Source organism: Rhodoferax sp. GW821-FHT07G04 (assembly GCF_059418585.1).
In genome coordinates this window covers 1229372-1248169 of the sequence record NZ_JBWKQD010000002.1, presented here as the reverse complement: position 1 = coordinate 1248169, position 18798 = coordinate 1229372, and the positions used below count along the sequence as shown (strand labels likewise).

At 63.7% G+C, this 18798-nt stretch carries 24 protein-coding genes and 1 tRNA gene; 19 read left to right on the top strand and 6 right to left on the bottom strand.

The window, feature by feature from the left end:
* Positions 1-78: 78 nt before the first annotated feature.
* The 3 genes from AC07OO_RS14925 to AC07OO_RS14915 are packed head-to-tail and all read right to left on the bottom strand — an operon-like array spanning position 79 to position 2129.
* Positions 79-609 (bottom strand): TPM domain-containing protein, encoded by a 531-nt coding sequence (locus AC07OO_RS14925; RefSeq protein ID WP_495082878.1) that lies wholly within the window; start codon positions 607-609, stop codon positions 79-81.
* Entirely contained in the window at positions 609-1529 is a 921-nt protein-coding gene (locus AC07OO_RS14920) for a TPM domain-containing protein (RefSeq protein ID WP_495082877.1), read from the bottom strand. Before AC07OO_RS14920 ends, AC07OO_RS14925 begins: the two co-directional genes overlap by 1 nt.
* Positions 1530-1541: 12 nt before the next feature.
* On the bottom strand, positions 1542-2129 hold the full coding sequence (locus AC07OO_RS14915; protein WP_495082876.1) for a LemA family protein: 588 nt from the start codon (positions 2127-2129) through the stop codon (positions 1542-1544).
* Between the two features lie 141 nt (positions 2130-2270).
* Here AC07OO_RS14915 and AC07OO_RS14910 point away from each other — a divergent pair, with 141 nt between their 5' ends.
* Genes AC07OO_RS14910 through AC07OO_RS14900 form a run of 3 tightly spaced genes read left to right on the top strand, consistent with a single transcriptional unit; the run spans position 2271 to position 4342 of the window.
* Positions 2271-2723 (top strand): YybH family protein, encoded by a 453-nt coding sequence (locus AC07OO_RS14910; protein ID WP_495082875.1) that lies wholly within the window; start codon positions 2271-2273, stop codon positions 2721-2723.
* Between the two features lie 43 nt (positions 2724-2766).
* Positions 2767-3774: a YheT family hydrolase gene (locus AC07OO_RS14905; RefSeq protein WP_495082874.1), complete on the top strand. Its 1008-nt coding sequence runs from the start codon at positions 2767-2769 to the stop codon at positions 3772-3774.
* Positions 3775-3790: 16 nt separating this feature from the next.
* Positions 3791-4342, top strand: a complete 552-nt coding sequence (locus tag AC07OO_RS14900; RefSeq protein WP_495082873.1) for a DUF2946 family protein — start codon at positions 3791-3793, stop codon at positions 4340-4342.
* Positions 4343-4463: 121 nt separating this feature from the next.
* On the opposite strand, the gene AC07OO_RS14895 is transcribed toward AC07OO_RS14900, so the two are convergent.
* Complete coding sequence (locus AC07OO_RS14895; RefSeq protein ID WP_495082872.1) at positions 4464-5006, bottom strand: c-type cytochrome; 543 nt, start codon at positions 5004-5006, stop codon at positions 4464-4466.
* A gap of 252 nt (positions 5007-5258) precedes the next feature.
* Here AC07OO_RS14895 and ccmA point away from each other — a divergent pair, with 252 nt between their 5' ends.
* The 13 genes from ccmA to maoP all read left to right on the top strand — a co-directional run bounded on the left by ccmA (position 5259) and on the right by maoP (position 15670).
* Positions 5259-5864: a cytochrome c biogenesis heme-transporting ATPase CcmA gene (gene ccmA / locus AC07OO_RS14890; RefSeq protein WP_495082871.1), complete on the top strand. Its 606-nt coding sequence runs from the start codon at positions 5259-5261 to the stop codon at positions 5862-5864.
* A gap of 5 nt (positions 5865-5869) precedes the next feature.
* Positions 5870-6526, top strand: coding sequence for a heme exporter protein CcmB (gene ccmB, locus AC07OO_RS14885; protein WP_495083360.1), 657 nt, complete (start codon positions 5870-5872; stop codon positions 6524-6526).
* Positions 6523-7275: a heme ABC transporter permease CcmC gene (gene ccmC, locus AC07OO_RS14880; protein ID WP_495082870.1), complete on the top strand. Its 753-nt coding sequence runs from the start codon at positions 6523-6525 to the stop codon at positions 7273-7275. Before ccmB ends, ccmC begins: the two co-directional genes overlap by 4 nt.
* Positions 7272-7463, top strand: coding sequence for a heme exporter protein CcmD (ccmD, locus tag AC07OO_RS14875; RefSeq protein ID WP_495082869.1), 192 nt, complete (start codon positions 7272-7274; stop codon positions 7461-7463). Before ccmC ends, ccmD begins: the two co-directional genes overlap by 4 nt.
* A complete protein-coding gene (ccmE, locus tag AC07OO_RS14870; protein WP_495082868.1) occupies positions 7460-7900 on the top strand; it encodes a cytochrome c maturation protein CcmE in 441 nt (146 codons plus the stop codon). The genes ccmD and ccmE overlap by 4 nt, the downstream gene beginning before the upstream one ends.
* Positions 7897-9846, top strand: a complete 1950-nt coding sequence (locus tag AC07OO_RS14865) for a heme lyase CcmF/NrfE family subunit (RefSeq protein WP_495082867.1) — start codon at positions 7897-7899, stop codon at positions 9844-9846. The genes ccmE and AC07OO_RS14865 overlap by 4 nt, the downstream gene beginning before the upstream one ends.
* Entirely contained in the window at positions 9843-10373 is a 531-nt protein-coding gene (locus tag AC07OO_RS14860) for a DsbE family thiol:disulfide interchange protein (RefSeq protein ID WP_495082866.1), read from the top strand. Before AC07OO_RS14865 ends, AC07OO_RS14860 begins: the two co-directional genes overlap by 4 nt.
* Positions 10374-10381: 8 nt before the next feature.
* The gene (locus AC07OO_RS14855) at positions 10382-10843 is read left to right on the top strand and encodes a cytochrome c-type biogenesis protein (protein WP_495083359.1); all 462 of its coding nucleotides are present in this window, start codon (positions 10382-10384) and stop codon (positions 10841-10843) included.
* A complete protein-coding gene (ccmI, locus tag AC07OO_RS14850; RefSeq protein WP_495082865.1) occupies positions 10840-12099 on the top strand; it encodes a c-type cytochrome biogenesis protein CcmI in 1260 nt (419 codons plus the stop codon). The genes AC07OO_RS14855 and ccmI overlap by 4 nt, the downstream gene beginning before the upstream one ends.
* A gap of 117 nt (positions 12100-12216) precedes the next feature.
* Positions 12217-12292 (top strand) — tRNA-Arg (locus AC07OO_RS14845).
* A gap of 205 nt (positions 12293-12497) precedes the next feature.
* On the top strand, positions 12498-13319 hold the full coding sequence (locus AC07OO_RS14840) for a helix-turn-helix transcriptional regulator (protein WP_495082864.1): 822 nt from the start codon (positions 12498-12500) through the stop codon (positions 13317-13319).
* Between the two features lie 73 nt (positions 13320-13392).
* Positions 13393-13956 (top strand): YbhB/YbcL family Raf kinase inhibitor-like protein, encoded by a 564-nt coding sequence (locus AC07OO_RS14835; RefSeq protein WP_495083358.1) that lies wholly within the window; start codon positions 13393-13395, stop codon positions 13954-13956.
* Positions 13957-14074: 118 nt separating this feature from the next.
* On the top strand, positions 14075-15670 hold the full coding sequence (maoP, locus tag AC07OO_RS14830) for a DUF413 domain-containing protein (RefSeq protein ID WP_495082863.1): 1596 nt from the start codon (positions 14075-14077) through the stop codon (positions 15668-15670).
* A gap of 21 nt (positions 15671-15691) precedes the next feature.
* Here maoP and AC07OO_RS14825 read toward each other — a convergent pair whose 3' ends face one another.
* Together AC07OO_RS14825 and AC07OO_RS14820 are read right to left on the bottom strand one after the other, a co-directional pair.
* On the bottom strand, positions 15692-16117 hold the full coding sequence (locus AC07OO_RS14825; protein ID WP_495082862.1) for a hypothetical protein: 426 nt from the start codon (positions 16115-16117) through the stop codon (positions 15692-15694).
* Between the two features lie 86 nt (positions 16118-16203).
* Positions 16204-16632, bottom strand: coding sequence for a C40 family peptidase (locus tag AC07OO_RS14820; protein WP_495083357.1), 429 nt, complete (start codon positions 16630-16632; stop codon positions 16204-16206).
* A 232-nt stretch (positions 16633-16864) separates the two neighbouring features.
* Here AC07OO_RS14820 and AC07OO_RS14815 point away from each other — a divergent pair, with 232 nt between their 5' ends.
* Genes AC07OO_RS14815 through AC07OO_RS14805 form a run of 3 tightly spaced genes read left to right on the top strand, consistent with a single transcriptional unit; the run spans position 16865 to position 18768 of the window.
* Positions 16865-17356: a low molecular weight protein-tyrosine-phosphatase gene (locus AC07OO_RS14815; protein WP_495083356.1), complete on the top strand. Its 492-nt coding sequence runs from the start codon at positions 16865-16867 to the stop codon at positions 17354-17356.
* 36 nt (positions 17357-17392) lie between these two features.
* Positions 17393-17980 (top strand): putative pterin-binding protein, encoded by a 588-nt coding sequence (locus AC07OO_RS14810; RefSeq protein ID WP_495082861.1) that lies wholly within the window; start codon positions 17393-17395, stop codon positions 17978-17980.
* Positions 17977-18768 (top strand): polysaccharide deacetylase family protein, encoded by a 792-nt coding sequence (locus tag AC07OO_RS14805; protein ID WP_495082860.1) that lies wholly within the window; start codon positions 17977-17979, stop codon positions 18766-18768. Before AC07OO_RS14810 ends, AC07OO_RS14805 begins: the two co-directional genes overlap by 4 nt.
* The last annotated feature ends 30 nt before the right edge of the window (positions 18769-18798 follow it).

Genomic DNA, 18798 nt, shown 5'->3' with positions numbered 1-18798 from the left:
CGCAAAACCACCTTCGGGTGGTTTTGTTTTTTTGTAGGGTCAGCAGAAAAGTCGGCACAAGGTCTGCGCCGCCGGGGCCTATACCAAGGCAGGCGAATCGGGCAACTCATTGGGCCTGGATTGCCCGGGCGACAATGGAAAATGCGCAACCAGCACGGCTGACACATCGGCCAGGGCCAGCGACAGGCCTTCTTCAAAACCACCCTTGCGCAAGGCCTCTGCCAAGCGTCGCAGCATGTCTTGCCAAACCTCGGGGCTGACGTAGGAATTCAGCCCACGGTCCGCAACGAATTCGATATGGCGTTCGGCCAGCAGCAAATAGATCAGCACACCATTGTTGTGCTCGGTATCCCAGACGCGCAGCTTGCCGAATTGGGCCAGCGCGCGCTGGCGGGTGATGGCTGGCAGCGTGTCTGGCCGCAACAGGTAGCTATTGGGCAAACCGGCCTCTATGCAAATGCGGATCTCGCCCGTATGTTGGCGCTCGCTACCGGTGACCTGCTGCGCCAGGCGTTGCAACATGGCTGGGGGCAAGACGCGGTGGGCCTCGTCCATCCAGCGGTGGCGTACCAGCCGGGTGATGCGTTGCCAGAGTGAAGTACCCGCCATCACCAGTCTCCCGAGGCGCCGCCGCCACCAAAGTCGCCACCACCGCCGGAGCTAAATCCCCCGCCGCCGCCACTGCTGCCAGACCCTGAACTCCACCCACCACCACCTGTGGAATGGGAGCCCGTCCAACCCGTGCTGCTGCCACCGCCGCCACTACGGCGGCCGCCCAAACCGGACAGCAGGGTCATCAGCATCGCAAACAGGCCCGCCAGACCGGCAATGAGCAGGCTGGCGGTGATGCCATGGACGATGAAACCCACGGCTCCCGCTGTGACCAGGGCGCCCAGCTTGGTGCCGAGCAGGCGGCGCGCCACGGCCCCTCCAAAGATCACGCCAATGAACAGAAAGACCGACAGGTCCTGCCACTGGAAGCCCGGTTCGGGGCCGCTACCAGTGGCGCTGTGGGCGTTGCCGGCGGAAGCGGGGGCTGGCAATGCCTCGCCCTTGACCAGGGCCATGATGCGGTCCACGCCGGCATCCAGACCGCCGGCATAGTCATTCTGTTTGAAGCGGGGCGCGATGGCGCCGTCGATGATTTGCTTGGCCGCCAGGTCGGGTATGGCACCTTCCAGCGATTTGGCTACCTCGATACGCAGCTTGTGGTCATCCTTGGCGACGACCACCAACAGGCCGTCGCCTATGCCCTTGCGTCCGATCTTCCAGGCATTGCCCACGCGGTTGGCATAGCTGGCTATGTCTTCCGGCTGGGTTGTTGGGACCAGCAGCACGGTGATTTGCGCACCATTGCTGGCCTCGAACGCGGCCAGCTTGCTATCCAGCGCTTGCCGTTGTGCAGCATCCAATGCGCCCGCTGTGTCCACCACATGGCTGCTCAGCGCCGGCACAGGCTGCAGGTCCTGGGCCTGCAAACCCCAGGAGCACAAGACCAGCAGCAGCGCGGATAGCCAGCGGGTCAGCATGGTGGATGCAGCTTACTTCTTGCCGAAGTCCACGACCGGTGGCGCCGTGATGGCGGCTTCGTTCTGCACGGCAAAGGCGGGTTTGGGCTGGTAGCTGAAGGCCATGGCCGTCAGGTTGCTAGGGAAGCTGCGCGCCAGCACGTTGTAGTCTTGCACGGCCTGGATGTACCGGTTGCGGGCCACGGTGATGCGGTTCTCCGTGCCTTCCAACTGCACGCGCAGGTCGCTGAAACCCTTGTTGGCCTTCAAATCGGGGTAGCGTTCGCTGACAGCCATCAGGCGGCTCAGGGCGCCACTGAGTTCGCCTTGTACGGCTTGGAATTTTTTGAAGGCTTCGGGGTTGTTCAGGGTTTCGGGGGACACCTGGATGGCGGTGGCCTTGGCGCGGGCCTCCACGACTTTGGTCAACGTCTCCTGCTCGAAATTAGCCTCACCTTTGACGGTGGCCACGATATTGGGTACCAAGTCAGCGCGGCGCTGGTATTGGTTCAGCACTTCGCTCCAGGCCGACTTGGTTTGTTCGTCCAGGCGCTGAAAGTCGTTGTAGCCGCAGCCGGTCAGGGACATTGCGGCCAGCAGGGCCAAAATCCAAATCTTCATCGGGACATCTCCAAGGGATTGAGGGGCAGAGCATACATGGGGATACGGCGGAAGGGAATCAAGTGCGCCAAAGAAGCCCCATAAATGAAGCCCCAATAAACGGGGCAAAATGGAACACCGGCCCTTACACCCCCAACGCCCATGCCCAAAGCCCGCCAACGCGCCGCCGCCCTCAGCGGCTCCCCCGAAGAGGTGGAGGCCAGCTTCTACGAAGCCCTGCAGTCGGCGGACATTGAAAAGCTGATGGCCTGCTGGGCCGATGACGAAGACATCCTGTGCATACACCCCGGCGGGCCCCGCGTGGTGGGCGCGTTGGCCATACGGGCGGCGTTTGAGGCCATCTTCGGCCATGAAGGTTCCATCCAGGTCCAAGCCGAATCCGTGCGCCGCGTGGGCTCCATGGGCAGCGCGGTGCACAATGTGCTGGAGCGCATCGAGGTGATGACTAGCGAGGGCCCGGCCCATGCCTTTGTGCTGGCCACCAACGTCTACCACCAAACGCCGCGCGGCTGGCGGCTGGTCTTGCACCACGCCAGCCCCGGCACCCAGGACGAAGTGCAAGAGATCAACCAGGCTCCGCAGATACTGCATTGAAGGAAACAGGGCGCTAACCCTCGAATCAACTGCACATACAGCTATGAATTATGTAGCACCCGCCTGGCTGCCGGGTGGCAACTTACAAACCATCTGGCCGGCCCTGTACGCACGCCGGGTGGTGCAGGGTGGCTTGCCGCAGTACCGGCGTGAGCGCTGGAGCACGCCGGATGGGGATTTCATCGATGTGGATCACCTTGAGGTCGCAGACACGTTCGCACCCGTCGGCAGCCCTGTAGCACCCGCAGCACAACCCCTGTTGGTGCTGTTCCACGGCCTGGAGGGTTCATCGGCCAGCCACTATGCCCATGCTTTTGCCGACTTTGCCCGCATGCACGGCATGGCCTATGCCGTGCCGCACTTCCGCGGCTGCAGCGGCGAGCTGAACCTGGGGCCGCGGGCCTACCACTCGGGCGACCATGCCGAGATCGGCTGGGTGCTGCAGCGCTTTCGCCAGCGGCACAGCGGCCCTATCGTCGCCGTGGGCGTCTCGCTGGGGGGTAATGCCTTGCTGCGCTGGGCGCAGGAGATGGGTGCCTCAGCCAGTGCCGTGGCCTCGGCCGTGGCGGCCGTCAGCTCGCCGATTGACTTGGCGGCCGGTGGCCATGCCATTGGCAAGGGATTCAACCGCCTGGTCTACACCCGCATGTTTCTGAAGACAATGAAGCCCAAGGCCCTGCGCAAGCTGGCCCAGCACCCGGGCCTGTTCGACCGCGACGCCATGCTGCAGGCGCAAGACCTCTACGCCTTCGACAACGTGTTCACCGCGCCGGTGCACGGCTTCAAGAACACCGAAGACTACTGGCTGCGGGCTTCGGCCAAGCCCCACCTGCGACAGATCAAGATTCCGGCCCTGGTGGTCAATGCCTTGAACGACCCGTTTGTGCCGGCGTCCAGCCTGCCGGCGCAAAAAGAGGTGGGCTCCCATGTCACGCTGTGGCAGCCCGCGCACGGCGGCCATGTGGGCTTCCCGCAGGGGCGCCCGCCCGCCCATGTGCGGGCCATGCCCGAGGCCGTGGGCGGTTGGCTGCTGCGCCACGCGGCCAGATAGCCGAGAATCACGCCTTATGGATGACATCGTCAAACAGGCCATGGCCAAGTGGCCCAATGTGCCGGACTGCTATGGCTGGTTGGGCCTGGATGCCCGTGGCAACTGGTATATGCGCGACGACCGGACCCAGTCGCTGGGCCCCTTTGCCGATGGCCCGCCCGCCGCCAAGGGCTCACTGCTACTGCACGACAAGCTGATCGCCTTCATCAACCGCAACTACATGGCCGACGAACAAGGCCGCTGGTTTTTCCAGAATGGCCCCCAGCGCGTCTATGTGGAGTTGGCCGCCACCCCGTGGATTTGGCGGGTGCAGGCCGACCACTCCGTGCAAACCCATACCGGCGAACCCACGGTCTGCACGGCCTGCCTGACGGACGAGCAGGGTTGGCTGTACCTGGAAACCCCGCTGGGCTTTGGTCTGGTCCACACCCAGGATGTGGCGCTGGCCGCCCAAGCGGTGGAAACCGGGCTGTGGAAGGTGCAGAGTGTGGAGCGCCATGCGCTGGCCGCGCGCTACGGCTATGTGGTCAGCCCAGCGCTGGCGCATAAGCCACTACAAAAAAAGTAGCGTTACATCCAAATCTGACGAGGGCTAGAGCCCAGTTGACCAAAAACGCCTTGGCCTAAATGGCACCCCCAATAAAAAAGCCGGCCACAAGGGCCGGCTAATTGGACTTGGCCAAAGGAAATCAGGGTTTTGCGGCGGAGGCAGCGGGTGCAGCAGCCTTCACGGGCTCGGCGAACTTGGCGCCGCCAGCATTGGCCATGTAAACCACGGCGCGGGCAATTTCAAAATCGTCAAAGTCGCCACCGGCTTGGGCGCCCATGGCACCCTTGCCCTTCATGGCGGAATGCAGCAGGGCTTCCATGCCCGTCTTGATGCGTGGAGCCCAGGCGCCAGCATCGCCAAACTTGGGTGCGCCGGCCACGCCAGCGGTATGGCAGGTCGTGCACTGGGCCTTGAATACGTCTTCGCCGGACTTCATGGGGCGGTTGGCATCGCGAACTTCAGCGCGGCCGACCTTCATGATGCGTTCCCCAACAGACTTTTCCATATTTGCGGAGCCTGCCATCGGCTTGTTGGCCGATGTCACATAGTGCACCAGGCCGATGATCAGGAAAATTGGCACCACAAAGGAATACAGCACGGCCAGCAAGAGTTGCTTGGGGGTTTTGATCGGGCCAGTGTGGGCTTCGTCGTCGTGGCCGGGTGCGTTGCTGTTATTGCTCATGGGGTCCTCAAATGTCGGATGCGCTCGCGGAAAGAACGGGCGATTATAACGGGCCGGTTCAGCCAGACTGGCGCCGCAAGCCGTCCAAAGCCGCTCTTTTGCGGGCCAAAGCCGCCCGCAAAGCCCGCATTTGCCGGCCGGTGCTGCAGGGTGGCTTGATTACAATGGGGGCCGTTGCCCTTCCCCTGCCGAGGGGCGCGCCACAAGGCCCTGGCAAGGCTTTTTCCAACTTGTGATTTCCAAATTCGTTTCATGCTGAGTGCACATGGTCTGAGCTGTGTGCGCGGCGAACGCCGACTGTTTGCCCAACTGGATCTCGCGCTGGAGGCGGGCCAGTGGCTGCACGTGCGGGGCGGCAACGGCGCGGGCAAGACCAGCCTGCTGCGGCTGTTGGCCGGTTTGTCGCATCCCGCTACCGGCGAAATCCGTTGGGACGGGCACTCCATCCACAGCGCAGAGTCTGACTACCGCCGCCACCGCATCTTTTTTGGCCACCAAGGCGCGCTGAAGGAAGATCTGAGTGCGCTGGAGAATCTGTCCTTTTCCGCAGCCATGGACGCCGCCGCCCTGTCCGAGACCCAGGCCCTGGCCGCTTTGGCGCGTTTTGGGCTCAAGGGCCGCGAAGACCTGCCGGTGCGCGTGCTGTCCGCAGGGCAAAAGCGCCGTGTCATGCTGGCCCGTCTGGCCACCCGCCAAGCCAAGCTGTGGGTGCTGGATGAGCCGTTCACGGCACTGGATGTCAAGGCCGTCGACCTGTTGGCCCAACTGGTGGGTGAGCACTTGGCCGGCGGCGGCATGGCCGTCATCACCAGCCACCAGGCTGTGCCGCTGGACGGCGGACAGGTGGTGCAGCTGTGAACGCCATGTGGGCCACGCTGCGCCGCGACCTGTTGCTGGTGATGCGGCGCAAGAGCGAGGTGCTGACCGCGCTGTTTTTCTTTGTCATTGTCAGCAGCCTGTTTCCGCTGGGCATTGGCCCGGAGCCAGCGCTCTTACGCAAGATCGCACCCGGCGTGCTGTGGGTGGGCGCTTTGTTGGCCACCATGCTGGGTCTGCAGCGCATGTTTGCGGCCGACTATGCCGATGGCACGCTGGAGCAAATGGCCCTGTCGCCAACGCCTCTGGTATGGTTGGTATTGGGCAAGATCGCTGCGCATTGGCTGGTCAGCGGTCTGCCGTTGGTGCTGATCGCGCCGGTGTTGGGCCTGCAGTTTGACCTGGATGCCAGCGCCTTGGGCGTGCTGATGTTGGCCCTGTTGCTGGGCACGCCGCTGCTGTCGCTGATCGGCGCCATCGGTGCCGCGTTGACGCTGGGTGTGCGCGGCGGTGGCGTGTTGTTGAGCCTCTTGGTGCTACCGCTGTATGTGCCGGCGCTGATCTTCGGGGCCGGCGCGGTGGAGTCCCACCTGGCGGGCCTGGGCGCGCAGGGGCATTTGTCGCTATTGGTCGCGCTGTTGGTGTTGGCCGCATTTTTTGCGCCGTGGGCTGCCACGGCTGCCGTGAGGATTGCATTGGAATGACTAGTAAGCCATTGATCAACTGGTTCCGGTTCGCCAGCCCCCAGGCCTTCTACCCGCTGGCGGGCAAGCTGATACCGCTGTTCTGGGTGCTGACCGCGGTGTTTGGCATCGCCGGGCTGTACCTGGGTTTCTTTGTGGCGCCCACCGACGCCACGCAGGGCGAGGGCTACCGCATCATCTTCATCCACGTGCCCACGTCGTGGATGTCCATGTTCATCTACATGGTCATGGCTGCCTGGGCGGCGATGGGCCTGTCGCTGAATGCGCGCCTGTCCAGCATGATGGCCCAGGCGCTGGCGCCCACCGGGGCGCTGATGGCCTTCCTGTCGCTGTGGACCGGTGCCTTCTGGGGCAAGCCCATGTGGGGCACCTGGTGGGTGTGGGACGCGCGCCTCACCTCCGAGTTGATCCTGTTCTTTCTGTACCTGGGCTTCATCGCGCTGCAGGCGTCCATTGATGACCCACGCCGGGCCGACAAGGCGGGCGCCATCCTGGCGCTGGTGGGCGTGGTCAACGTGCCCATCATCTATTTCTCGGTCAAGTGGTGGAATACGCTGCACCAAGGCTCGTCGGTGTCGCTGACCAAGTCGCCATCCATGGCGATGACCATGCTGTGGGGCATGCTGCTGATGGCGCTGTGCCTGTGGATGTATTCCATCGCCGTCGCATTGACCCGCGCGCGCGCCATCGTGCTCGAGCGTGAAGCGCATACCGACTGGGTCCGCCAATTGCAGGAGGTCAAGCCATGATCTGGAACTCTGCGTCCGATTTTCTCGCCATGGGCGGCTATGCCCTGTATGTATGGGGCAGCTTTGGCGCTTGTGCGCTGGCCTTTGTTGTGGAACCTTTGTTGATCGCCAAGCGTCACACCCTGATTGTGCGGACCTTGCGCAGGCAGGCCGCGGCCGAACACATGGAAATGGACAACAACCCGTGAAACGTTGGAAAAAACGCGCCGCCATCATCGGTGGCGGACTGGCAGCCATCGGCATCGCTGCCGCGCTGGTGCTGAACGCGCTCAACAGCAATATTGCGCTGTATGTCACGCCCAGCGAAGTGCTGGCCGGCAAGGCACCCAAGCTGCGGGAATTTCGGATTGGTGGCATGGTCAAGGAGGGGTCGCTCAAGCGCGACAACCTGACCGTGCACTTTGTGATGACCGATATGGTGCAAGACATTCCGGTGGCCTACACCGGCATCCTGCCCGACCTGTTCAAAGAGGGCAAAGGCGCCGTGGTGCAGGTCAAGCAGAACACCGGCGGTGAATACATCGCCACCGAAGTGCTGGCCAAGCACGACGAAAACTACATGCCACCCGCGGCGAAAGACGCGCTGGACAAAGCGCAAAAAAGCAAAGGCAGCAGCACACCATGACCCCTGAACTCGGCCACTTCGCCCTGATACTGGCACTGTGCGTGTCGTTGGTGCAGGGCATTTTTCCCATTGCCGGCGCGCAAACCGGACGACGTGAATGGATGCTGCTGGCGCGGCCCGCAGCCCAGGCGCTGTTCCTGTTGATGGCCAGCGCCTTCGCCGCCCTGGCCTGGAGCTTTTACACCAACGATTTCTCGGTGCAGTACGTGGCGGAGCACTCCAATGCGCAACTGCCCACCATGTACCGCTTTGGCGCGGTGTGGGGCGGTCATGAGGGCTCGCTGTTGCTCTGGGTGCTGATGCTGTCCGGCTGGACCGTGGCCGTGGCGCAAAACTCCCGCACGCTGGACGATGCCATGGTGGCCCGTGTCATCGGCGTGCTGGGCCTGGTGACCGCAGGCTTGCTGCTGTTTGTGCTGTTCACATCCAACCCCTTCAGTCGCCTGCTGCCTGCAGCCGACAACGGGCGCGACCTGAATCCTTTGCTGCAAGACCCCGGCCTGGTGTTCCACCCGCCCATGCTCTATATGGGCTATGTGGGCTTCTCGGTGGCCTTTGCCTTTGCCATTGCGGCGCTGCTGTCGGGCCGTCTGGATGCGGCCTGGGCGCGCTGGTCGCGCCCGTGGACTACCGCGGCCTGGGTCTTCCTGACACTGGGCATCGCGCTGGGTTCGTGGTGGGCGTATTACGAACTGGGCTGGGGCGGTTGGTGGTTTTGGGACCCGGTGGAAAACGCGTCCTTCCTGCCCTGGCTGCTAGGCACGGCTCTGTTGCATTCGCTGGCCGTGACCGAGAAGCGCGGCAGCTTCAAGAGCTGGACCGTGCTGCTGGCGATTGGTGCGTTTTCGCTGTCGCTGTTGGGCACCTTCCTTGTGCGTTCCGGCGTGCTGACATCGGTGCATGCCTTTGCCACCGATCCGCGGCGCGGCATCTTCATTCTGGTGCTCTTGGTATTGGTCGTGGGCTCATCGCTGGCGCTGTTTGCGTGGCGCGCACCCAAGGTGGCCCTGGGCGGCACCTTTGCGCTGGTGTCGCGCGAGTCCTTGATGCTGGTCGGCAATGTGCTGCTGGTCGTGGCATGCGCATCGGTCCTGCTGGGCACGCTGTACCCGCTGATCATTGACGCCCTGCACCTGGGCAAGATCTCGGTGGGGCCACCCTATTTCAATGCCGTGTTCGTGCCCATCATGACGCCGGTGTTGTTCCTGATGGCAGCTGTGCCGCTGGCGCGCTGGAAGACAGTCGACATCAAAGACATTGCGTTGCGCATGTGGATTCCCGGCGTGCTGGCCGTGGTGGCCGGCCTGGCCCTGCCCAGCCTGATGGGCGGCTGGACGGTACTGACCGGCCTGGGCTTTGCGCTGGCGGTGTGGATTGCGGCCTCGGGCGTCATCCAAGTGGCGCGACGGCTCAAGGCCGGCATGCCGCCAGCCTCCTTCTGGGGCATGCACCTGGGTCACTTCGGCATCGCCGTCTTTGTGTTTGGCGTCACCATGGTGGGCGGCTTCCAGGAAGAGCAGGACGTGCGCATGGAGCCCGGCGACACCGTGCTGGTGGGCGGCTACCAGTTCAAGATGCTGGGCGTGCACGATGTGCCTGGCCCCAACTACAGCGCGGCGCGGGGCAGCTTTGAGGTCAGCCGCAATGGCGGTGCCGTGCATATGCTGTACCCCGAAAAGCGCAACTACTTTTCATCGACGATGCCGATGACCGAAGCCGCCATCGATGCTGGCTTCACGCGCGATGTGTACGTATCCCTGGGTGAGCCGCTGGAAGGCCAGGCCTGGGCGGTGCGCGTCTACTTCAAGCCCTTTGTCGATTGGATCTGGGGCGGTTGTGTGTTCATGGCCCTGGGCGGTGTGCTGGCCATGGCCGACCGCCGCTACCGGCTCAAAGTGAAGGCCCGCGTGGCCGACACCGGTCTGGCAAAAGGGGCTGCGGCATGAACGCCAAGACGCTGATACCCCTGGGGCTGTTCGCCGTGCTGGTCGGCTTCCTGGCCGTGGGCCTGCGCCTGGACCCGCGCGAGGTGCCGTCGCCCCTGGTCAACAAGCCCGCGCCGGCTTTCAAGATCGCGCAGCTGGAGCAGGCCGATGCGCAGTTTTCGCCCGATGACCTCAAGGGCAAGGTCTGGGTGCTCAATGTGTGGGCCTCCTGGTGCGTGGCCTGCCGGCAAGAGCATCCGGTGCTGATGGCCTTTGCCCGCGCCAAGGTCGCGCCGCTGATCGGCCTGGACTACAAGGACCAGCGTAAGGAGGCCATGGGTGTACTCAAGCGCTCGGGCAATCCCTATGACCTGACCGCCTTCGACATGGATGGGCGCGTGGGCATTGACTACGGTGTGTATGGCGTGCCCGAGAGCTATGTCATCGACAAGGCTGGGGTCATCCGCTACAAGCACATCGGCCCTATCACCGAAGACGCGCTGCAGCAGACCATCATTCCCCTGATCAACGAATTGAAGAAATCGTGACCATGATGATGAAGTACATCTACGCTCTGCTGCTGGCGCTGGTCGCCTGCACCAGCACCGTGGCCAAGGAAGCCACTCCGCTGGCCGAAGACCCTGCCGTCGAGCAGCGCCTGATCGCCATCTCGGAAGAGTTGCGTTGCCTGGTGTGCCAGAACGAATCACTTGCTGGTTCGCGCGCCGATCTGGCCATGGACCTGCGCCGCGAATTGCGCAGCCTGATCAAGCAGGGCAAGACCGATGCCGAAATCCGTGAGTTCATGGTCAGCCGCTATGGCGACTTTGTGCTTTACCGCCCCCCCGTCAAACCCACAACCTGGCTGCTGTGGGCCGGCCCCTTTGGCTTGATGCTGGTGGGCGTGGTGGCCTTGTTCCTCTACCTGCGCCGCCGCAACGTGGAGGCGCCCCCCGCGGGCTTGAGCGACGAAGAACGCAAGCGCGCCGAAGCGCTGCTGCAGGAAGGTGATGCATGACGGGCTTTTGGATGTTGGGCGCACTGGCCATGGTGCTGGTGCTGGCCCTGTTGTTTCGCCCGTTCTGGTGGAAAACCTCGGCCACAGGTGTTGTCTCGCGGCGCGAATTGAACGCAGCTATTTACCGCGAGCAAATGGAGCGCCTGGAGCGGGACCTTACCGAGGCCATGATCTCGGAAACGGACTACGCGCAAGCCCGCGCAGAGCTGCAGCGCCGGGTCATCGACGACACGCAGGCGACCGACGACAGGTCCAGTGCCCGTGCGCCCAAGAAGACCATGTGGGTGGTGGGCCTGAGCCTGCCGGTCGTGGCCATCGCGCTGTATGCGCTGCTGGGCGCCCCGGCTACGCTGGACCCGAACGGCCCCCAGCGTCCTGTGACCGCACAGGACATGAATCGCCTGGTCGAAGGCTTGGCCAAGAAGCTGGAAGCAGACCCCTCCAATCTGCAAGGCTGGGCCATGCTGGCGCGCTCCTACAAGATGCTGGGGCGCAACCAGGAAGCCGAGCAAGCCTTTGCCCGCGCGGGCTCCTTTGTGGACAACGACGCCCAGTTGCTGGCCATCTACGCGGAGCTGGCTGCCAGCAATGCCAACGGCAACTTCAGCGGCAAACCGGCGCAGTTGATCGCCAAGGCGCTGCAGGTAGACCCGCAAAACGCCATGGCCCAGTGGCTGGCCGGTGCGGCTGCATTCCGCGCCAACCAGTTCGAGGCCGCCATCCGCATCTGGGAGCGCCTGACGCCCCAGGTCGAGCCGGATACGGACGATGCGCGCATGTTGCAAGAGTCGCTCGCGGCCGCTTATGCGGCGCTGGGAAAAACGGCGCCTGCTGCGGCCAGTGGCGGCAACAACAAGGCTCCGGTAATGGCCGCTACCGAAGGGGTTGCAACCAAGCCAGCTGCGGCAGGTGCGGCAGCTAGCGTCAGTGGCGTTGTTGAGTTGGACGCGGCCCTGAAAGCCAAAACCACCGCTAACGACACCTTGCTGGTGATTGCCCGTGTGCCCGGCACCCGCATGCCGGTAGCGGTGCTGCGCACCTCGGCATCGACGCTGCCCTTGAAGTTCACGCTGGACGATTCGCTGTCCATGAGCCCGCAGGCCCGCATCTCTGCGGCCAGCGAGGTGGAGATCGAGGCGCGAGTCTCCAAATCCGGCATGGCCCAGCCTGAGGCAGGTGACCTGATCTCGGCCGTGCAAACGGTCAAAGTGGGCAGCAAGGGCATCACGCTGCAGGTCAACAAAGTGAGGCCCTAGGGCTTGGTGAGAGCCCGGGTCATGTCCCGCATGGGGCGCGGCCGGGGCGGCTATTCAAAGTGCCTCTCAGGGTTGTGCGAAAATACCCGTTGTTGATTTGCTCAACAGATCAGCCGTGCGGCTGTAGCTCAGTGGATAGAGTATTGGCCTCCGAAGCCAAGGGTCGTGGGTTCGATCCCCGCCAGCCGCACCACCGCTTGTTGCCTGCAAGCAATGCATCGCTATCAAATTCGTAGCAATATGTGCATATATGGCGAGGGCTAGAGGCAGATTTCCCTGTAATTGCCGGTGAAACCAGGTCAATTAACCCGATTTGGGTATGTTGAGAACATCTCTGGCACATGGCAGCAGATCCAACTGTCGTAGATACCCACCTCCATGCAAGGTATCCCAGCCCGATGACCGCCCCCACGTCCGCCCACACCCTCAGCTCCACCGTCCGCCACCGCGTGCGTACCTGCATGGTGCGCGACGACATGATTGGTTATGTCGCCTCCGGCAGCAAGCAGCTCTTGCGCCCCGGGGAGCGTTTGCAATACCAGACCGGCGACTTCTTTCTGATCGCCCGTGGCACCCAGTGGGACATGGTGAATGGCACGGCGCCGCAGGGGCGTTATGTGGCACGGGTGCTGTTGTTGGCGCCTGCTTTGACGGAGCGCTTTCACGAGCGCTTTGCGCAGTTTGCCGGGCACATGCCCTTGCAATCCTGCGCCAGGATGGTGTCCGATCCGGCGCTGGAAGAGGTCTTTGTGCGGACCTTTGCGTCCTTGGACAACACCACCTCACAACCCTCGGCCGCGCTGAGTGAGCACCGCTTGCTGGAGTTGCTGCTGATGCTGGCCGAGCGCGGCGTGGTCTTTGCGCAGGCATCGGCCCTGACCTGGTCCGAGCGTGTGCGGCGCATGGTGGCGCAGCGGCCGGATGCGGCATGGACCGTTGCCGAGCTGTCGGCCAACTTCCACCTCAGCGCCAGCACCTTGCGGCGGCGGCTGGAGCTGGAGGATTGCAGCCTGAGCGACTGCATCCGCGAGGTCCGCATGGAAACGGCTCTGCTATTGCTCCAGACCACGGCGCAGCCGGTGTCCGACATTGCCTACCGCTGCGGCTATGCCTCGCACAGCCGCTTCTCCGCGGCGTTTCGCGAGCGCTTCGGGTTTGCACCTTCCCACCTGCGGCCGCCCTTGCGCGCTGGCGCACAGCATTTGGTGCAATTGGGCTAGCGGCCATTGGAAATGGGTGCAATCATTCGGCCTCCTTCGTCATCCACCATTTCTTCAGAGAGGCCCTATGAAAATCCCATTCCTCAAGACCGTTGTATGCACTGCCGCACTGCTCGGCACGGCCGGCCTGGCCCAGGCCGCTGGCTTCCAACTCAGCAGCCCTGAGATCAAGGCCGGCGCCATGATCGACAAAAAGTTTGAATTCAACGGCTTTGGCTGCACGGGCGAGAACAAGTCGCCAGCCCTGCGCTGGACCGGCGCGCCCAAGGATGCCAAAAGCTTTGCCGTCACCGTCTACGACCCCGACGCACCCACCGGCTCGGGCTGGTGGCACTGGTCGGTGATCAACATCCCCGCCGGCGTGAGCGAGTTGAAGGCCGACGCGGGCGCAGCCGGCGGTGCCAACCTGCCGGCGGGTGCGGCCCATGTGCGCATCGACTATGGCGTTGCAGCCTGGGGCGGCACCTGCCCACCGCAGGGGGACAAGCCCCACCGCTACATCTTCACGGTGCATGCGCTGAAGACCGACAAGCTGGATATCCCGGCCGATGCCACGGCCGCGTTGGCGGGCTTCATGATCAACGCCAACACCCTGCAGAAGGCGAGCTTCACGGCCAAGTACGGCCGTAGCAAATAGCCCGGACCACTGCGCCCCATCCGCGCGCTGCCGCGCATGCATGGGGCGGCCTGCGGGGTGCCGAATGGCGGGGCGGTGTAAGAAGGCTGTCGTGTGTGTTTGCGAGAATGCCGGCACCATGCGCCTACCGTCTATTGCTCTCCTGCTGCTATCGCTGTCGCTCCCGTCGTGCACCTTCGTCAAGAACACGGTCATTCAGGCCGAGTACGCGCGCATCCAGGCGACCCAACCGTCCATGCTGAATTTGAAGCACATGGTCGAGCGCGAGACCTATTTTGTTTACGGAAAAATAACCGCGGATGCGGTCGTCCCGACCGGCCAGACCCTGAGCATCGCCGCTTTCTCTGATCGCTTCCACCAGCACGAGCTGGTCGATGCCATGCACCAATTGACGCCCGGTGCGCACTATGGCCTGAACCTGCCGCCGGGTCGCTACGACCTGGTGGTCTTTGCCGATCGCGACGGCAACGGTGTGTTCGAGGCCAACGAGGTGGCGGCGCGGGAAAGCCTGAATCTGTCCGCGGACGCAGACGCATCCAGGATCAAGGGCAATGTCGATCTGGAGATCACGGGTACGGGGGCGCAGCCGGCCCTGGGCTGGCCGGTACGGTTGCCGGTCGAAAAGGCGGCGCCGCTGCAGCAATCCTTGTTCTTCCCGCCGAACACCATCCGTTCGTTGGACGACCATTTGTTCGACCGCGACATGTCTGCTTTGGGCATGTACCATCCGGCCGCCTTTCTGGAGAAAGCGGGGACCATGTTCTACGCGCTGGAGGAGGACATTGGCTACAAGATCCCCGTCATCTTTGTGCACGGCATTGACGGCAGCGCGCGCGAGTTCAGTGCCATCGTGGACCGCATGGACCGCACGCGTTTCAAGCCCTGGTTTTTTCATTACCCCTCGGGCGGGGACCTGAACCAGATGGCGGACTTCTTCCACACCATCTTCCTGTCGGGCAAAGTCATACCGCTGGATGAGAACGTACCCGTGGTCATCGTGGCGCACAGCATGGGCGGCTTGGTCGTTCGCGAGGCGTTGAACCGCCTTGGTGACTCGGGGCACGGCGACATCACTTTCATCAGCCTGGCTTCGCCGTTTGGCGGCATGGCCTCTGCAGAGTCGGGCGCGCGCAATGGTTTGCTGGTGCTGCCGTCGTGGCGGGACCTGCGTCCGTCCAGCGGCTTCATCAGCCAGCTCTACCGCAAGCCCTTGCCAACCGGCGTGTCGCACACCTTGGTCTATGCCTTCGGCAACCCCAATGTCTTCAAAGGCGCGGAGGCGAGCGACGGCGTGGTGCCGGTGTCCAGCCAGATGGTGGCAGGCGTCAAGCAACAGGCGCAGGCGGTGGTGGGGTTTGAGGCTTCGCACGCCGGTGTTCTCAAAGACCCGCAGGCCGTGAGCTATGTGCTGGCCCAATTGGATGGTCGCAAAACGCAGTACTCCGAACGCCACATGCAGTTCTTCTACCAGGGCGGCTTTGCGCAAACCTTGGGTAGCCACTACACGCCGATGGAAGCCTACCTCTTGCACCACTACGGCAAGTATGTGCGAGCCTTGGTGCAGCACCAGATCGAACCGCTGAACAGCACCCAGCAAGACATTGTCGATGTCGCAGAAGGCAAGCGCACTGCGCGGGCCGACGTGGAACGGGCGTGGTTGAAGTTTGTGGCCGACTATGCGGAGGAAGCCGAGGCCGCCGCCGCATTGCGATAGCGGAGCGCTGTCAGGTCGCCGTTATTGCGGTGGCGTGGGCGAGACCAGTTGCCAGCCTTCGGCGCACTGCTGGACGTATGGGTAATACTGGCCGACCGAGCGGCAGAAATACCAGGCATTGGCCGGTTGCGCTGGCGCTGCCGGCATGCTGACTGGCGGGGGCACATACACGGGCGCGGGCTGCACGTAGACGGGTGCTGGTGCAGGCGACACATAGACGGGTTGGGGAGGCGGAGCGCTTTGCTGGCTGGCGGCCGCTGCGCCGATCACTGCACCGGCCAAGCCCAGGAACAATAGGGGAGCGACCCAGCCGGAGTCGTGGCTACGGCCCTGGTAGCCCCGGTGCGGGCCTTGTGGGTAATAGCCTCGGTGGCCGTCCGCCAAAGCACTGCAAGTGATGGAGGCGGTGATCAGGGCGACGGTAAGGGATTTGGCGATGGTTTTCATAGGGATAGCTCTCCGCTACCCCAGCCTAACGCCTGAAACCGGTGATGCGTTGACAGCCAACTTGGCCGCCTGCCAACCCCGCTTCGTCAAGGGCGTCGAAACGCCACCTGCTGGGCTGCCCAGTATTTGGAGTTCAGATAGTCCAGCCGCACCTCGCCGCCGGTGGACGGCGCGTGCACGAAGCGGCCTTGGCCTACATAGATACCGGCATGGGTGACCTGGTCGCGCTGGGCAAAAATCACCAGGTCACCGGAGCGAATGCGATCGGCTGCTACCGGGTTGCCCCAGCCATTGAGCTTGGCCACGGTGCGCGGCGGCGTTACCTGGGCGCGGGTCTGGTAGACATGGCCAATCAGGCCGCTGCAGTCAAAGCCCGATTGCGGCGTGTTGCCGCCATAGCGGTAGGGCGTGCCCACCAGGCCAATGGCGTAGATGGTGACGTCACCCGCCTGTTCGGGCGTCAGGCGCGACGGGGCTTCCACACCATCGGCGTAGCCACCTGGGCCGCGCGCCATCGGCGCCGTGCCACAGCCTACCAGCGCCGCCACGGTGCAACTGGCGCACAGCCAGCACGCTAGTCGACGGAAAGACCATGCAGTCGTGCAAAGTGATGGTGAGGGCGCAGTGTTGCAAGGGGATGGCATACCCCCGCACTGTACAAGAACAAGTCTTGGTCGCGACGGTGCTGTGCGGACACGGTGCGTGGCTAGAATGATTTTCTTGATTGCAAGACCCGCCGCCCACCGCATGAAACCCTACCGCGTTCTCTTTGTCTGCATGGGCAATATCTGCCGCAGCCCCACGGCGCACGGCGTGTTCCAGCACCAGGTCAACCAATTGGCGTGGAGCGCCCAAATAGAGATCGACTCAGCCGGCACCCACAATTTCCACCCTGGCAGCCCGCCCGATGACCGCTCGCAAGAACATGCCTTGCGCCGCGGCTACGACCTGTCTGCATTGCGCGCGCGGCAGGTCCGCAGCGCAGACTTTGAAACATTCGACCTGATACTGGCCATGGATAGTGACAACCTGGCCCTGCTGCAAGAGCGCTGCCCCAGCACCCACCACCACAAACTGCGCCGCCTGACCGAGTTTTGCCGCACGCACACAGCCGCAGAAGTACCTGACCCCTACTATGGCGGTGGCCAGGGTTTTGAGCATGTGCTGGATCTGGTGGAGGATGTCTGCGATGGCCTGGTGCAACACGTGCAGACCCGCGGGCGCCTGCCTTCGCAGTAGTTTTTCTGTTGTCTTTTTTCTCTAGGGGAGTTGCTGATGAACAAGCGTGATTTCTTGACACGTTCCGCGGTGCTGGGTGCCTTGCCGGTAGCCGGCGCGCAGGCTGCCGCCGCGCCCAGCAAGGGGCCAACGCTGCTGACCATCAGCGGCGCGGCGTTGACGCGGGGCAACCGCGGCCCGCTGGACCCCGCGCTGGACCAGATGATGGCCAAGCACGGCATCCAGTTTGACAAGGCGCTGGCCTTGGACGCAGCGGCCCTGCAGCGCCTGCCAGCCGTACAGATCAAACCCACGCTGGAATACGATGCCAAGGTCCACACGCTGTCAGGCCCCTTGATCAGTACGGTGCTGGAATCGGCCGGTGTCGCGCCCAGCAGTTCCGTGCTGGTGGGCCTGCGCGCGGTTGACGGTTACAACGTGGCGGTCAGCCTAGCCGACATCCGGCGTTACCGCATGGTGCTGGCCACGCACATCGATGGCCAACCCCTGGCCTTGGGCGGCCTGGGCCCGCAGTGGGCGGTCTACGATGCCGACAACATTGCCGAATTCAAAGACCTGCCGCTGAAGCAGCGCTTTGGCTTGTGCCCCTGGGGCCTGTACCACATGGATGTCAAGCCCGCTTGATTCGCGAACACTGCAAACCCTTGCGCACCCTGCGGGCCGCTGCCGCTGCCGCAGCGGCAGCGGTGGTGTTGGCGAGTCTCCTGGCGGCGATGGCCTTGCCTGTGCAGGCCGCACCGGCCATGCCGGTCGAGATCCACGACCGCCTGGCCCCGCGTGCCAATGCTGCCAACAACCGCGTGGCGTTGACGCTGGACGCCTGCTCCGGCGCCTATGACGACGACCTGATCCAGTTCCTGGTACGCAACCGCATACCGGCCACCATCTTTGCCACCAAGACGTGGTTGGACCGCAATGCCTACGGCGTCTCGGTCATCAAAGCGAACCTGGACCTCTTCGATGTCGAGGACCACGGTGAGAAACACATACCGGCCGTCATTGGTGCCGGGCGCAAGGTCTATGGCATACCCGGCGAGCCCGACCTGGTGCACCTGCGTCGCGAGGTGCTGGAGGGCGCGCGGGCCATTGAGGCCCGTATCGGCGTGGCACCCCACTGGTACCGCGGCGCCACCGCGGTGTACGACGCCGAGGCTGCAGCCGAGATCCAGCGCATGGGCTATGGCATCGCCGGCTTCTCGGTCAATGCGGACGCGGGCGCCACGCTGCGCAAGGCCGCTATCGCCAAGCGGCTGGAGCGGGTGCAGGGCGGTGACGTCATCATCGCCCACATGAACAAGCCCGCATCCGACTCGGCCGAAGGCCTGTCCGCCGGGCTGTTGCAACTGCTGCGCAAGGGGCTGGTCTTTGTGCGCCTGGACCAGGTGGAGCTGACAGCCGTTCCCGGCAAGTAGCCGCTGTCGGCCAAAGCCGAGAGCTGTGGT